Annotated in this window: 13 protein-coding genes; all 13 read right to left on the bottom strand. The window is 68.4% G+C overall.

The window, feature by feature from the left end; genetic code table 11:
* Window positions 1–119 precede the first annotated feature (119 nt).
* The 13 genes from IPK85_05335 to IPK85_05275 all read right to left on the bottom strand — a co-directional run bounded on the left by IPK85_05335 (window position 120) and on the right by IPK85_05275 (window position 13,554).
* Window positions 120–578, bottom strand: coding sequence for a hypothetical protein (locus tag IPK85_05335; GenBank protein MBK8246805.1), 459 nt, complete (start codon window positions 576–578; stop codon window positions 120–122).
* 110 nt (window positions 579–688) lie between these two features.
* Entirely contained in the window at window positions 689–910 is a 222-nt protein-coding gene (locus tag IPK85_05330; protein ID MBK8246804.1) for a hypothetical protein, read from the bottom strand.
* A 199-nt stretch (window positions 911–1,109) separates the two neighbouring features.
* Window positions 1,110–1,736 (bottom strand): hypothetical protein, encoded by a 627-nt coding sequence (locus IPK85_05325; GenBank protein ID MBK8246803.1) that lies wholly within the window; start codon window positions 1,734–1,736, stop codon window positions 1,110–1,112.
* Window positions 1,737–1,785: 49 nt separating this feature from the next.
* Window positions 1,786–3,471 (bottom strand): serine/threonine protein kinase, encoded by a 1,686-nt coding sequence (locus IPK85_05320; GenBank protein ID MBK8246802.1) that lies wholly within the window; start codon window positions 3,469–3,471, stop codon window positions 1,786–1,788.
* A gap of 110 nt (window positions 3,472–3,581) precedes the next feature.
* The gene (locus IPK85_05315; protein ID MBK8246801.1) at window positions 3,582–3,740 is read right to left on the bottom strand and encodes a hypothetical protein; all 159 of its coding nucleotides are present in this window, start codon (window positions 3,738–3,740) and stop codon (window positions 3,582–3,584) included.
* 703 nt (window positions 3,741–4,443) lie between these two features.
* Window positions 4,444–5,244 carry a hypothetical protein gene (locus IPK85_05310; GenBank protein ID MBK8246800.1) on the bottom strand — a complete coding sequence of 267 codons (801 nt, stop codon included), beginning with the start codon at window positions 5,242–5,244 and terminating at the stop codon, window positions 4,444–4,446.
* Window positions 5,237–6,913, bottom strand: coding sequence for a protein kinase (locus IPK85_05305; GenBank protein ID MBK8246799.1), 1,677 nt, complete (start codon window positions 6,911–6,913; stop codon window positions 5,237–5,239). Before IPK85_05305 ends, IPK85_05310 begins: the two co-directional genes overlap by 8 nt.
* The gene (locus IPK85_05300) at window positions 6,910–7,554 is read right to left on the bottom strand and encodes a hypothetical protein (protein MBK8246798.1); all 645 of its coding nucleotides are present in this window, start codon (window positions 7,552–7,554) and stop codon (window positions 6,910–6,912) included. The genes IPK85_05305 and IPK85_05300 overlap by 4 nt, the downstream gene beginning before the upstream one ends.
* A gap of 22 nt (window positions 7,555–7,576) precedes the next feature.
* Window positions 7,577–8,620 (bottom strand): hypothetical protein, encoded by a 1,044-nt coding sequence (locus IPK85_05295; GenBank protein MBK8246797.1) that lies wholly within the window; start codon window positions 8,618–8,620, stop codon window positions 7,577–7,579.
* Between the two features lie 125 nt (window positions 8,621–8,745).
* A complete protein-coding gene (locus IPK85_05290; protein MBK8246796.1) occupies window positions 8,746–9,483 on the bottom strand; it encodes a hypothetical protein in 738 nt (245 codons plus the stop codon).
* A gap of 179 nt (window positions 9,484–9,662) precedes the next feature.
* The gene (locus IPK85_05285; protein MBK8246795.1) at window positions 9,663–11,594 is read right to left on the bottom strand and encodes a type IV secretion system DNA-binding domain-containing protein; all 1,932 of its coding nucleotides are present in this window, start codon (window positions 11,592–11,594) and stop codon (window positions 9,663–9,665) included.
* Complete coding sequence (locus tag IPK85_05280; GenBank protein MBK8246794.1) at window positions 11,594–12,481, bottom strand: ATP-dependent Clp protease ATP-binding subunit; 888 nt, start codon at window positions 12,479–12,481, stop codon at window positions 11,594–11,596. The genes IPK85_05285 and IPK85_05280 overlap by 1 nt, the downstream gene beginning before the upstream one ends.
* Window positions 12,436–13,554, bottom strand: a complete 1,119-nt coding sequence (locus IPK85_05275; protein ID MBK8246793.1) for a hypothetical protein — start codon at window positions 13,552–13,554, stop codon at window positions 12,436–12,438. Before IPK85_05275 ends, IPK85_05280 begins: the two co-directional genes overlap by 46 nt.
* Window positions 13,555–13,622: the final 68 nt, after the last annotated feature.

Below are 13,622 nucleotides of genomic sequence, written 5' to 3'. Positions count from 1 at the left end.
GTCCCGGGTTCCAGCCTCACCCGCAGCGACGGCGGCCACTGCGGGGCGACCGCCCTGGACTCCCCTGACAGGCGAACCCGCCAGTCGCCGCGGGCGGACGGTCGCGCACCCGGTCTGGCCTACTTCTGGAGGATCGTGAAGTAGTGGGACTTGTACGTCGGCGAGCTTTGGGTGTTCGGCGTATTCGGGCTCCAGGTCTCGAAGAGGCGATTGCCGCCTTCACAGGTCTTTACGTCAGCCACGCGGACGGTGACGTCGCGCTGGATTTCCCCGGCCTGAAAGGTGACCGTGTTGACGTTGCTCAGCGTCCAATTCGAGTTGTAGAAGCGCGAGTTCGATGCATTCTGAAAGCACGTTGGTGGCGTGAGTCCCCATCCAACGACCTGTTGCTGCCCGGATGGTACGGGGGACATGAGCTTGATGCGGAAGGTGGCGAGGTCCCCGCGATAGATCGCACCAGTGACCGTCTGCAGGGTCGCCACGTAGTTCGGGCCGGTGTACGGCTTGATGATCGTGGTGAGGGTCTTGTTGCCGTTGGTTCCACCGACGGTGACGGTGATGGTTTGATCGGACGTCACCGCCTTGGCGGCCGCTGCTTCGACCTTGCAGGATGTCGACTTGTGACGGTTGGAGGGGACGGTTCCTCCCTTGATCTCAAAGCAGGAGAGGATGTTGGGCTTGTTGGAGTTCAGCGGATCATCGAGTGGTTCGACCCGGTCGCGGTCGACGACGTGAAGGTGACCTCCACGTTGAAGGCGTAGAAGTTGGTGATTTGCGATGGGGCGGGCAGCTGCAGGGTGACGGTCTTGTTGCCGGAGGAGAGTGCCGCACCTCCGGAGTTGGTCTGGAGCTTCCACTCCGCATTGGACAGGCTGGCCTGCGCGTCGAGCGTGGAGGCGAAGGCGACCATGGCCGCGCAGAGAGCGGGTACGGCGAGGCGAGGGGGAGTCGGCGCACGAGAGTTTTCTCCTGGTTTGGCCCCGGTCGTGCTGCGTGTCAGCACGTGGCGTGGAGCGGTCATCAGGGAAATCGCAGGATCGCGGTCCGGCGTATCACCGCCGCGGTCGCCGCGGCTCGGCGGCGCGCGAGGGGCGACCGCGGGTGGGTCGTCAGGGTGCGTCGATCGCGGTGAGGCGTCGGGCGATGGTGGCCCGATCGCTCGAGTCCGCGCGACTGGCGCCGCGGTTCATGGCGAGGGAGTCATAGAAGGCCAGCGCCGAGCGATACTGGGTCCTGGCGACGAGGCGGTCGTTGCGGGCGGCAGCGAGGTCACCGAGCCGATGGTGGATCAACCCCATCCCGCGGAGCAGCTGGACGTTCTTCGGGTCGGCGCGGTAGATCGTGCGACGGATCCGGTACGAAGCTTCGCACGCGGCGAGGGCGGTGGGCAGCTCGCCCCGCGACTGGTAGAGGCCGCAGAGCAGGAAGTGGGCAATGGCCACATCGCGTTGGGCATCCATGCTGCCGGGCCGCAGGGCGGCCAACTGCTCCCGCTGGGCGAGAGACCGGGCGAGCAGGTCGGGGGCGTCGGCGCCGCCGCCGTCGCCCGAAATGCGACCCATCCGTTCCAGGATCAAGGCGCGATAGCGGCGATTGCGATAGGCGTTGGTAGTCGTGCTCGAGTCGCGTTCGAGCAGCGCAAGTGCGCTGCGATATTCGCGCATCGCGGCCGCCGTGTCGCCGAGGTTGCGAAAGGCGGGATGTCCGGCCAGGTCGCCGCGTTTGGAGAGGCTCACGGCGAGCTGGTGCGTCGCCTCCGGGCTGGGCCACCGTTGGGCGATGGTCTCATACAGGCGAACGGCGCGATCCCTGGTGTGTCATCGAGCCGCGGACGTTCCCGTCGTCCTCACCCACATCAGCGAGTCGCTCGCTTACCAGTGCCACGAGTCGTGCGGAGCCCTCGTCACTCGGCATTTGCTGATACACCCGTTCGGCGATCTCGAGCGCCTTGCGGTACGAGGCGCGTGCGCCGGCGATGTCGCCGAGGTTGGCGTTGGTGGGATTTCCCTGGACATCGCCGATGCGTTGGTAGGCAAAGGCGAGTTCGCGATCGAGCGCGGGATCATCCACCACTTCCCGGGCAGTGCGATCGAGGTACTCGAGGGCCGGGGCGATGAGGGCGGCGCGTGCGGCGGTGGCGCCCGGGAGGTCGGCTATGGCGTTGTGGACGTCAGAGAGGAGGGCGTTGGCGAGGCGGCGCCCGTCCCGATACCGCGTCTCGGCGCGGCGCGCCTGCCACCAGGTGGCGGACGCCCCAACGACCAGTGACACCAGCAGCAGCACCGCGCTGGCGCTCTGCCACCGGTGCCGCTGCACAAACTTCCTGATGCTGTATGCAACGGTATCTGCGGTGGCGCTGACCGGGCGTCCCTGTTCCCACGCGGCGAGGTCGTGGGCGAAGGCGTCAGCCGAGGGGTAGCGGCGTTCCGGCTCCTTGCGCAGGGCCATCGCGGTGATGTCGTCCAACTCGCCGTGCAGCGTGCGGCGGAGCGCGGCCGGCGCGTCGTCTGCCAGCGCGGCACTCGGCGGGACGGGTGCTACCTGCGTGACCTGCCGGATGGCTTCGGCGATCGGCAGGTCGGCCATCAGGAACGGGCGCCGCCCGGCCAGCAGCTCGTAGAGGACGACGCCGAGTGAGTAGATGTCGGACGCCGTCGTGACCTGCTGTCCGTTGATCTGTTCGGGGCTTGCGTATTCGAGAGTCAGCGCGCGGTCTCCGCCGAGCGTGAGCGGGAGGCCGTCGTCGGACCCTTCGAGCAGCCGGGCGATCCCGAAGTCGAGGAGCTTGACGGTGCCGTCGGTGGTGACGAGGATGTTGCTCGGCTTGAGGTCGCGGTGGACCACCTGGTGTTCGTGCGCGTAGTGCACCGCGCGACACACCTGGCGCACGAGTTGGAGTCGTGCGGGGATCGACAGGGCATGGGTGGCGGCGTAGGTCGTGATGGGAACGCCGTCGACAAACTCCATGACAAAATACGGATGGCCATCGGGGAGGACGCCACCGTCGAAGAGTCCCGCGATGTTGCGGTGTTGTAGCCGCGCCTGGATGGCGCGTTCATGCTGGAAGCGGCGCAGGGCTTGCGGGCTCGGGACGCCGTGACGCAGGAACTTCACCGCGACGCGCTGGCGGAATTGGGCGTCCGCCCGTTCTCCCTCGTACACCGCCCCCATCCCGCCCTGGGCGATGAGTCGGACCAGCCGGTACGGTCCGACCATCATGCCGACGCGGGTCTCGCCGGTGGCGGAACCCGCGGCGAAGTCGGCCAACGGCAAGGCCGGGGACTCCCAACGCTCCCCCGAACGTTCGAGCGCGGCCAGGAGGCTCTCGACTTCCTGGCGGATGTCCGCGTCCGCCCCGCAAGCCTCCGTGAGAAAGGCGGGACGGGTCTCGGGGGTGCGTTCGAGCGCCTCCGAGAAGATGGCCTCTACGCGGGGCAGGCGATCGGGTGGGACGCGTGGGGGAGTGCCCATCACGACGGAAGGTGCGAGGGGCAGCCGGGGTGGACAAGGCGGGGGTGCGACGATGGGGGCGTCCCGTCCAGGATCCTGGGGTTGCGGAGGGGTGCCCCATCGCGCGCCTCTTATTCCGTCGTGACCGAGAACAGCGCCAGCAACGCGAACTTGAGTGCGGCCCCCGCCTGGCCCACGACCACCAGCGCCCGCACCCCGCGCCGACCTCCCCCGCCGGCAGCAGCCGTCCCGCCGGGTTCGCGGCCACGAACCGTCCACCTGCCCCGCATCGTTCAGCATCCCGGCGAACGCCACCGCGTCGAAGGTCAGCTCGAGCTTCAGGACGTTCAGGGGGAGGTCCCCCGGCAAGCGCCGAACATCTGCCAGTGCACCAGCAGGTTCCCGGCCACCGGGGCCGCCAAGGCCGCGAGCACCCCTCGCCCTCCGCCGAAATCCGGCGGACCCGCGTTGCCCCGGCCGCCGCACTGCTCACCCGCCAGCGCCCCTGGAGCTATCGTGACCGTCGCCGCTTTGTCCGCACCACCTTCTCGCGCGTCCGTCCGGTATGTCGCCTCACCCGGCATCCTCCCTTCCCGTTTGCTGGACACTCCGAAAACGAACAGCCCATAGGAAGGAGCATCAGAGTCTGTCGGCAATGGTCGGCTTGCCGCCGGAGATACGATTGAAACGAGCGGAGCCTCGCCTCGCGGTCAGCCAGGGCCTCCCACCGGGCCTCCGCACTCACGTCCTCATCCCGTGTCCCAAATGGTCGAACCGGAGGACGATCACGCACCCAGATGGCTGGGAAAGGCTCGTAAGCCTGCAAGCGCTGCCCGCCTGCGGGACGGGCGAGCACCATCGCGAGCGCCAGCGGCGCGGCCACAAGGGCAATGCGATTCATGGTTGACGGGACGATGTGAGGGTGTGGTCTGGTACTCCGCACAGTGAAGTGCCGCCCAACAGCCAGTGATTTCACCTCTGAAGCGCCAGCGCCTATGCCCCGGAAACGACCGCCCGTGTGCGTAGCCGAGAACCCACCCTCAGCGGCAGCAGTTGGTATACACGGTCTCCAATCACTGCGAACTCGTCGGTCGGTGGCACATCGACGTCGGGGTGGTCGAATGTTGACGATCCCATCACGGCGCCGTCAGCTGTATGTCGGGACACCACAGTGGTCACGGTCACCAGGCTGTCACCGGACACAAACTCCCAGGCGACCCATCGATCGGAACCACCGCTTGGGAGGTGTCTGACGGACATGAGTCGACCCGTTCCGGCAGGCGCTTCGAGCCGCACGGAGTCCCGATCGACTCGCCACCAGGCATCTCCATTCCCCGCGAGCGTGACGGAGTCTCGCCGAAAGTGCCGGCGTGCCGCAAGATCCGCGATAGGGCCGGACTCCTCGACCCGGAATACCACACCATCGGTCGCGCGTCGGGCCCACAAGGTCGCGTGCAGCGCGACCAGTCGGTCAGCCGAGAACCCGAGGAGCCGACGCGAGACGAGGCGGCCCGTCGGCTCGAAGTAGGCGACCGAATGATGGAGCGGGTCCGCCACCACGATGATCCCATCGGACAGCACGGCAAATGATGCGGGCCCGATCGGGAGTTCGCCCGCGACATCAGGGGAGAACGCGAGCGCCGCAGGATCCGGTGGCGTGCCGGGGGACTCGGTGGTGGACGCGAGCGTGACGTCTGGCGCGACACAAGCGCCAGCGCCGTGACGTGGCGCGACGTCGTGACATGCAAGGAGGGCGACCAGGCACAGCATCGAGGGAATCCACGTGTCATGCATGGCCCAGGCTCCGGTTTCGCATCGGGGCATACCGACGCAGGCGCGCCCAGGTAATGTCCTCGTTTCGGATGACTCGTGAGGCTGCCGCGAGAGCCTCATAAATGATCGGACGACCATCTGCCGACCGACCGGCATAAAGCACGACGTGCCGCCCCGGGCGGTTTAGCGCGTCGCCCGGCAGCAGTCGGTCACTCCAGCCGGTGCCGAGGTGTTGCGCCACGAACGGCAGTGTCGTTGTCGACAGCTTCCCGACCGACTTCACCTCCCACACACGGCCGACAAAGCCGGAGCAGTCGATCCCGGCCGTGCAGGCGTTGACACCATGCCAGCTGTGCGAGCCCGCGGCGAACGACGCCTGCAGCTTCCGCCGGAATACCTCAGGCTGGTCATTGCCACCCCAGTCGTACGCCAGGCCCTGGACGGACTGCCCCGGGACGAAGTCCGAGCGATAGCCTCGACCGGCGCCGCACCGCCCGGAGACATTCGCCGGCAGCATCAGCCATGCGGATCGCGTGTACCGTTCCGCCTCCGCAAGGACGCGCATGCGGGCGGCCGACAGGCCCGGCGCCCCGACCGTGTAGGACGGACTGACAGGCGCCACGGACACGGCGGCACCTTGCGGCACCGTCGCGCGGGCGCGCGACACCAGGCCCCACGTCGCCACCCCCGTGGCGATGCCGAGGGCTGCCACGATGGCCGCGGCACCGATCCCCCGCAGCACGGGAGAGCCCCCTTCGCCGAGCGACCGGTCGAGCGCACCGTCCGGTGGCGCAGGCGCGGAAGCGCAGCCCGCGTCGGGGGCCGCGAGGCACGCGCGCGGCTGCGCCGAGGCAGTCGCATCGCGGATCGTGGCGGCGTGGGGACGATCCGCCGGGTCTGGCGCCAGCATCGAGCGTACCAGCCCGGCGATGGCTGGCGGGAGTGTGGCCGGCACGGCCGGCACCGTCCGCCGGGACTCCACGGCCTCCGCGAGGGATCGCCCCATCGGAAGCGGGGCCCCTTGAGACGCGCCGGCAACCAGCAGGCCGAGCGAGTACACATCGGAGGCGGGGCCGACAACTCCGCCTCCCAGGCCCAGCTGCTCCGGGGACGCGCACGCTGTCTTGCCCTTGAACCCATCGACGAGCGTCGACGTGCCGGACACGTCCGCGGCGATGCCGAAGTCGATCAGGACGGGGTGACCAATGTCCCCATCGCGCAGGATCACGTTGTCCAGGGAGAGGTCGCGATGCACCATCCCGCACGCGTGGACCGATGCCAGGGCATCGCTCAGCGCATGCAGCAGCCCTTCGAGTTCCCTCGCCGGGATGGCCGCGCGTGACACGCGCTCCGCCAGCGATTCGCCCTGCAGGTACTCCATCAGGAGCACCCAGCGGTCGCCATCGCGAAGATGGTCAAGGTAGCGCACGACGCCGGGGTGCCGCAGCTGCGACAGCACCTTCGCCTCGCGCATGAAGAGTGACTCACTCGAGGCGGTGTACCCGCCCGGGCCGTGCATGACCTTGGCGGCACGGACCTCCCCGGTGGCCAGGTGCCGCACACGATAGACGGTGCCCATCCCCCCGCGGCCCAGGACGGCATCCACGAGGTAGCTGCCGAAGAGCATGTCGCCACAGCGCAGGGGAGCCAGGGACTCCAGTGGCGGGGCCGGAACGCGTAGGGCTGTCATCGGCGGCGCGCCTGTTCGAGTGCCTTCACCACGCGGCGTAGCGTCGTCAGGCCTCGCTCGGCCCGCTTCGCATCACCATCGGCCATGGCGGCCCGGACACTGCCGAGCGCCGCCCTCCCGGTCCCGAGATCCGCCACGATGCTCGTGCGCAGGCTCATTCCGGTGGCGGCAAGGGTCACCTCGGATTGCTCGTAGTACTCACTCTGTGCGTGGTAGCGACCCTCGAGCGTCGCGAGCTCCTGCTCCATGGCTTCGAGCCGCCCTGAGATCTCGTCCTCGTCCCGCGGCGCCACCGGGCGCACGTCGGTGTATCGGGGTGTCGCGCCCCGCGGGATGACCCTGGGCATGACCAACCGGGGCACCCGGACCGGGGTGTCGGGCGGCAGGATATCCGGATTGTCCAGTACGGCGGGCGCTGGCACGTCCTGCACCTCGATCACCGGAGTGCTGAGCGAAGCGACGGTGGCATCGACAGGCCCGGCAACGGAGGTACCGGACACCCCCCCAACCGGCGCGCCGGCCGCGCCGGCATACGGCGTAGTGCTGGATGGCCGCGGCTGCCCGCCCAGGGCCCGGGCGCCGGCATAGCCGACGCCCAGGCAGGCGGCAAACAGCGCGAGATAGCGAGAGAATGGAGACATGGGGCCTCGGTGCGCTGGGGGTTCAGTTGGCGCGAACCATGATGACGCGATCACCGACTTCGGCGCGCGCCACCGGACGCCGGGTGCCGCGCACGGTGCGCGCACGGAACTCCCCCTTCGCCCAGTCCGGCCCCAGCATCGTGATCTCCATGGTGCCGATGATCGTCATCGGCTGGATGGCGCCGGTGGCCGTCTGGATGACCTCGTCGAGTCGCGTGATCTGGAGCGTGTCGCCCTCCTTGAGCCCGGCCGCCGACCCGCGATTCAGGACGTAGAGCCCACCGCGCACGGCCACGATCTGCGCCGGATTGGCAGCGAGGGTGCCGTCGTTTGTCGGCTCGGGACACTTGCTCACCACGTCCGCATAGCGATCCTCGAGCATCTTCACGGCCTTCGTGATCGCATCGGCGATGGCGGCGGAGGCGATGTCATCGGCACTCTGCGCGGTGACTTGCACCTTCACGTCGCTGGCCTGCACGTCTCCCATGCCTCCACAGTTCTTCCCCCGGTTCGTGAGCTTCGTGATCAAGCATCCGACCTTCTGCAGTGGCACCTGCCGGGCGCTGCCAACTTGCACTTCCGCGCGCCCTTCCACCCGTTCCGCGAAGATCAGCCGACCGGTCTCCGTGCTGTAGAGCTTCACGGTCACGACGGCATTCGCCTGGCGCGCGACGGACTGGACCGCGACCTGTGCCACGCCTCGTCGGCTCTGGCTCTCTTTCACGTTGATCGAGACCACCTCACCTGTGGCGAGCGCCCTCACGCCGAGCAATCGCCCGAGCCGTGGCCCGCTCGTGGAATCGAACTCGTTGGAGAGGCTCAACCCCTGCTCCCGTGCCAGCTCCTTCAGCCGGTTCCGTGTCATGACCGAGAACCCCTTGATGCGGACAAGCTCCGTCTCGAGCACCTGCGCCGCGTGGTCGCCGAAGTCCATGGCAGGCGTCCAGCCCGGCGCCGTGCCCCCAGACGCCTTGAACGGATAGACGGCGACGGTCAAGTCCTGGGCCGCAGCACCGCGCCCCGTGAGAGCCGTCGCAATCAGCACCAGCAGAATCGGGTAACGCATGTCGGTGGTCCTCCCTGCCCGAAGGCACTGTGAGATGATGGTCAGGGAGGCAGTCGCCCGCGCCCGGTCGACGCCTCCCTGTATCCATTCAGTGCCGCCCACGTGCCGGCCTTACATCCCGCGTGCTAGGGCAGGTGTACCTTGTGGCGCCTGGCGTCCGGGACCGGCACGGCGTCCTGCCCCTTCGTGTGCTCCCGCTCGATCCGCTCGGCGGGCGTCAGGTGCCGCAGCCGGAACTGGGCCTCCCGCCGGGAGAGGTCCAGGGCGCTCCTCACCTCCGGGTTGACGCCCTTCCCGTCGAGGATGCGCCCCTGGCCATGCGTCCGCAGCGGGGAGTGCTTCTCCAGGTCCGCCCCCTTCTGCAGGATCTCGCGGGTGCGCGGGTCGTTCAGGTCGAGCATCGTGCGTTGCTTCGGCGAACGGATGCACTGGTCATCACGGAGGATGACGTACTCCGTGGCACCACCGGGAAGGTTCTCCACCGTGCGTCCGTTGATGTTGTCGCGTGTCTGCGGACCGACGGTCTTCCGGAGGAACGGCGGAGACTTGTCGTCCACCTCGACAATCGTGACGTAGCGGAGGTCCTTCTGCGGGTCGGCGCGCCCGAACTGGCGCAGCAGGCCGATCTCTGCCCGGAAGCGCTCCTGGTCGAACGACCCGTCCGCACGGTAGCACCGCGCCACGGTGCTGCAATCAATGTAGAAGGCCCCCTGGGACTGTCCCGGGGCTCCGTGCACGCGCACCAGGTACCGACGCCCCCCTTGCGGCACTGACACGACGGTGGCCTCTGTTTCCGGCACTGGCGCCCCATGGCTGTCCCTCGCCAGGCCGATCACCTGGTCCTGCAGTGGTGTGTGGCTCATGCACCTACCCTCCTTGGGTGTTGCAGCGCGCGCCAAGCACGCGCTGCAGGGTCCGTTTCGATCAGGGGAACATCCACCAGTACGTGTGCAGGAATGCCCCCTGGAGCGTTCCCCACGCGACGGAGGCAGCCAGCAGGATCAGCCCCCACTTCAAGAGCCAGCGCAGCATCGTGCGTTCCTCACAAGGGGTGCACGCGCCACCGCAGGGTGGTGCGTTCGTACGCGGTGCGTGAGCCGATCAGCCCGATCGACTCGGCGTAGCCGATCCCATGGCGACCGAGGGGCATGGCCAGCGCGGCGAACTCCTCGGGCCCGACGACCTTGTCGAACTCGTCCTGGCGTCCCAGGACCTGGCCGCCGAACGAGTGACGCTCTTGGCTCCGGGCAGCCGAGACACGAGTCACCAGCGAGCGCCCGAAGAGGCCCGAGGCCCACTCGTTCGTTCGGGCGTCGGTGTTTCGGAGGAACAGCTTGATGGCGCAGTTGCCGACCAGGTTCTCCACGACTTCATCGCCCCCGCCGGCGGATCGTGCCGCCTTCAGGAGGGCCGGATAGTTCTGGGTCGCGACGATGTTGGCGTGGCGACTCTGTCGCGACCGTTCGAAGAAGTCCGCGTCACCCCGGCCGTGACTCGTCGTCATGAACTGCTGGAACTCGTCGCACAGGAAGAAACTCTGGCGCTCCTTCCCGGGGCGGCGCAGGACTTCACGGTAGTACTCGAGCTTGATCAGGGTACACACCGTGCGGGACATGGCCTCCCGCTCGGCGATCGGCATGTCCACGTACAGCACCTTTCCCTCGTCGACGAGTCGCGCGATCGACACGGTGCTGCGGCCAGCGAAGAAGGTGTTGTACGGCTCGACCAGGAACGGATCGATCAGGCTTGTCACGTGGGCACTGATGGATGCGCGTGTCTGGTCCGCCAGCTTCCGCCATTCGTCCTCGAAGTAGCGAGCGGCCTGCACGGCACCTGCATCATCCAGGTTCATCCGGTCGATCCGCTCAGCGATGGCCTCGTCGCGCGTGGCCAGGTCCGCGAGGTCCGTGAAGCTTGGCGGCTCGCCGACGTTCGACGCGCGCACGAGGCGGATGGCGTGGCGCAGGAAGCGCTTGGCGCTGTCGATCCAGAAGGAGTCGTGCTGGGAGCTCGAGCGGCCGAGGGCCTGCATGCACGCCGCCAGGCGGTCGGCCAGCTCCAGCTCGTCGTCCGATGTGTCGAGTGGATTCCAGCGAGCGCTCGCCTCGGGGGTCGACGGATCGAGGATCAACAGGTCGTCCGGTCGTCCGGCACGTGCCATGAGGCTGGTCACCCGGCCGCGGAAATCGCCCTTGGGATCCAGGATCAGGCCGGCCGGCGGCATGGCACTTCCGCTCAGGCTCGACACGAGTCCGTCGACCAGGGCGTTCAGCACGCACACCGTCTTGCCGGAGCCGGGCTGGCCGAACACCACGCAGCTCGTGTGGAAGTCGTCCCATTGCCAGTTGAAGCCGCCCGCGCGGAAGCTCCCCTCGTCGATCACGAGCATGGCGGGCTCGTCGCCGGCGCCCGCCGCGTCGGCCACCGGGTGCGGCGTGAATCGGCTCAGGCTCCGGTTGTCCTCGAGCGCATGCCAACGCTCCAGGCCCTCCGTGATCATCCCTCGCGCGTACAGGGGAAACAGCCCGATCGACGCCAGGGCGATCCACCACGGCCAGCCGCTCAGGGGGCTGAAGACGCCCAGCGACGGGATCCAGTGCTGCAGGACGCGAAGTCCGGTCAGGATGACGAACAGCATCGACGCCCAGGAGAGCGTGTTGCCGATGCGCCCGACGGCGCGGACGAACTGCTGCCAGCTCCGCCGGAGCATCAGCGGCGCCCCGCGATACGCGGCCGCGTAGTACGCGTTGAGGTAGCGCTGCAGGGGCTGGTTCAAGCTCCAGCACAACTGCAGCGCGGCCGCGAAGTAGGCCACGGTCAGGGCGAACCTGAATGGACGACCGTGGGGCGGCTTCGGAAGCAGGTGGGCGGTCACGAGGACGAGCAGCGCGGCCGCCAGGGGCTGCAGGAGGTCGCGCCGTGCCTCCGCGGCGGACGCCTGCAGCGCCGCCTCCGTGTCTGCCACTGGAGTCATCAGGCGTCCCTCACCTCGAGCGCGCCGCCGTTGCGCTCCAGGCGCACTCGCTTGGCCCCGCGCCGCTTGGCCAGCACGAGCCCGGGCCCAAGCATGTCGTCTATCTCCTTCACCAGCTGGTGGTTGCCGAACTTGGCGAGCTTCGACCCCGCATCCATGGCGGCAAGGATGATCGAGGGATCGACCCACTCCAGCTCGAGGCGATACTCGCGCGCCAGGGTGGACATCTTGAGGGCCGCGATCTCCGCGATGACGATGCCCGCGAGCGGCTTGAAGACGTAGACACGGTCGAAGCGGCCAATCACCTCCGTGCGGAAGGCGCCGCTGGCGGCGAGGTGGCTCTTGATGGCGTTGACCCGCTCGTGGTAGTCCGCGATCTCCTCCTGCAGCTTGCAGACTGCCTGGAACTCCTTGTTGCTCGTCAGGATGGTGACGGCTTGCGTGAAATCGGCGACCTCTCCGCTCCCGGCTTCCGTGAGGCGCCCCTCGCCCATCAAGGGAAGGAACAGGTCTACCATGGGTGACGGTGCATCACTGATCTCGTCGAACAGGATGACGCGCTTGGGGTTGTTGATCACGGGGCGGGTGAGGACCCCACCCTGGGCCGAGCCCACGTATCCGAGGGGTGCGCCGACTAGCTGGCTCCGGGCGGTCTCGGCGGAGAACTCGACGCAGTCGAAGCGGAGCAGCGCCCGCTCATCCCCGTACAGGTATGCCGCGATCGTCTTTGAAAGCTCGGTCTTGCCGGTGCCGGTGGGACCGAGCAGGAGGAGGTTCGCAATCGGGCGCCCGCGGCGCTCCTTGGCCCACTGCAGCATCAGCAGCTGCGACAGGTCATCGATCACATGGTCCTGGCCACGGACCCGTTCCTTGAGCCGGGCGGCCATCTCCTCGGCACTGATCTCACGAGATTCCCCTCCAGACTGTGCTGCCAGGAGCGCGAGAAGGGCGGTCCGGTCGGTGAGTCGATCGAGGATGCTCTGGGACATGGAGGACCGTGGTTGGAAACCACCAGGGGCTCTGGCAGGCACATCGGGTGTGCCCCGTTCAAGGCCCAGGCCAGGCGCCGGTCCACGCCGAGCTCACTACTCACCTGGTCCAGGAGCTGGGTCTGGCCCGTGCCGACGTTGTCAACGACACCACTGGTGCTGAGCCATCCAGCGTCCCGGTGTACGAGGAGGATGATCACCGCATTCCATGCCGTCGCACGCATGCCGGTCACTGGATCGACCAGGGGGGCACCGGCCGCGGCCGCGACCAGCTGCGCAATGCCTTCGGGGGCCAGTTGGTCCGCCGCCTCCACCACGATCACCTGCGCGGGGTTCGCACGGAGGGCGTCCACGATGGGGGCGATGACCTCACCACCCCCGGTCGCATCCACGACCGTTCCACCCCCACGCCGATAGAGATGTGCGGCCAGTCGGGCCGCCAGGAAGCGCTTGCCCGTGCCCTTGGCACCGACCAGGAGATGGATGCCCAGCGGGACACCCGCACCGCGGTCCGATGCACGGACCCGGAGCTCTGCGGTTTGACGCAGCGACCGGACCAGGCGCTCGAGCACCCGGTCGTGACCGCGCACCTCGTGTTGGAGCCGGTGCAGTAGCAGCGCGTACTCGGACGGGGTCTCCGGTACCAGCGGTGACGACGCGTCGCCCGCCGTCGTCGCAGCCTGTGGCTGCGCGGCGGCATCCCACGGGTTGGTCGGCGGCTGCTCGCCGGACACCCGGGCCACCCAGTCGATCGCGCCCCCGAGCCAGGGCATGGCATAGGGCCGCACGAGGCGCTGAGGACGGAAGCGCAACAGGTAGATCGTCGTCGCCATCGCTCCACAGGTTGCGGCAATCACCCAGTGCAGCGGCGACAGGCGCTGGGCGAACGTGAGCGCGACGTAACAGCCAAGCACCCAGCCGAGGAACCGCACAACCGGGTGCTGCCATGGTGACACGTGTGGGGTGGGCACGGCTCGGCTCCAGAGCTAGGACGCCAGCATGAGCAGGCCGGCGATCGCCAGGCCGGCGGTGACCCGGA

Source organism: Gemmatimonadota bacterium, from assembly GCA_016712265.1.
Lineage (GTDB): Bacteria > Gemmatimonadota > Gemmatimonadetes > Gemmatimonadales > Gemmatimonadaceae > RBC101.
The sequence above is the reverse complement of the archived record's forward strand: the minus strand, read 5'-3'. Positions and strand labels throughout refer to the sequence as shown.

Coding starts and splice junctions, on each gene's coding strand:
- IPK85_05330 (MBK8246804.1), bottom strand. CDS start 910: ATGGTCGCCTTCGCCTCCACGCTCGACGCGCAGGCCAGCCTGTCCAAT.
- IPK85_05320 (MBK8246802.1), bottom strand. CDS start 3,471: ATGGGCACTCCCCCACGCGTCCCACCCGATCGCCTGCCCCGCGTAGAG.
- IPK85_05315 (MBK8246801.1), bottom strand. CDS start 3,740: ATGCGGGGCAGGTGGACGGTTCGTGGCCGCGAACCCGGCGGGACGGCT.
- IPK85_05310 (MBK8246800.1), bottom strand. CDS start 5,244: ATGCATGACACGTGGATTCCCTCGATGCTGTGCCTGGTCGCCCTCCTT.
- IPK85_05305 (MBK8246799.1), bottom strand. CDS start 6,913: ATGACAGCCCTACGCGTTCCGGCCCCGCCACTGGAGTCCCTGGCTCCC.
- IPK85_05300 (MBK8246798.1), bottom strand. CDS start 7,554: ATGTCTCCATTCTCTCGCTATCTCGCGCTGTTTGCCGCCTGCCTGGGC.
- IPK85_05295 (MBK8246797.1), bottom strand. CDS start 8,620: ATGCGTTACCCGATTCTGCTGGTGCTGATTGCGACGGCTCTCACGGGG.
- IPK85_05290 (MBK8246796.1), bottom strand. CDS start 9,483: ATGAGCCACACACCACTGCAGGACCAGGTGATCGGCCTGGCGAGGGAC.
- IPK85_05285 (MBK8246795.1), bottom strand. CDS start 11,594: ATGACTCCAGTGGCAGACACGGAGGCGGCGCTGCAGGCGTCCGCCGCG.
- IPK85_05280 (MBK8246794.1), bottom strand. CDS start 12,481: ATGGCCGCCCGGCTCAAGGAACGGGTCCGTGGCCAGGACCATGTGATC.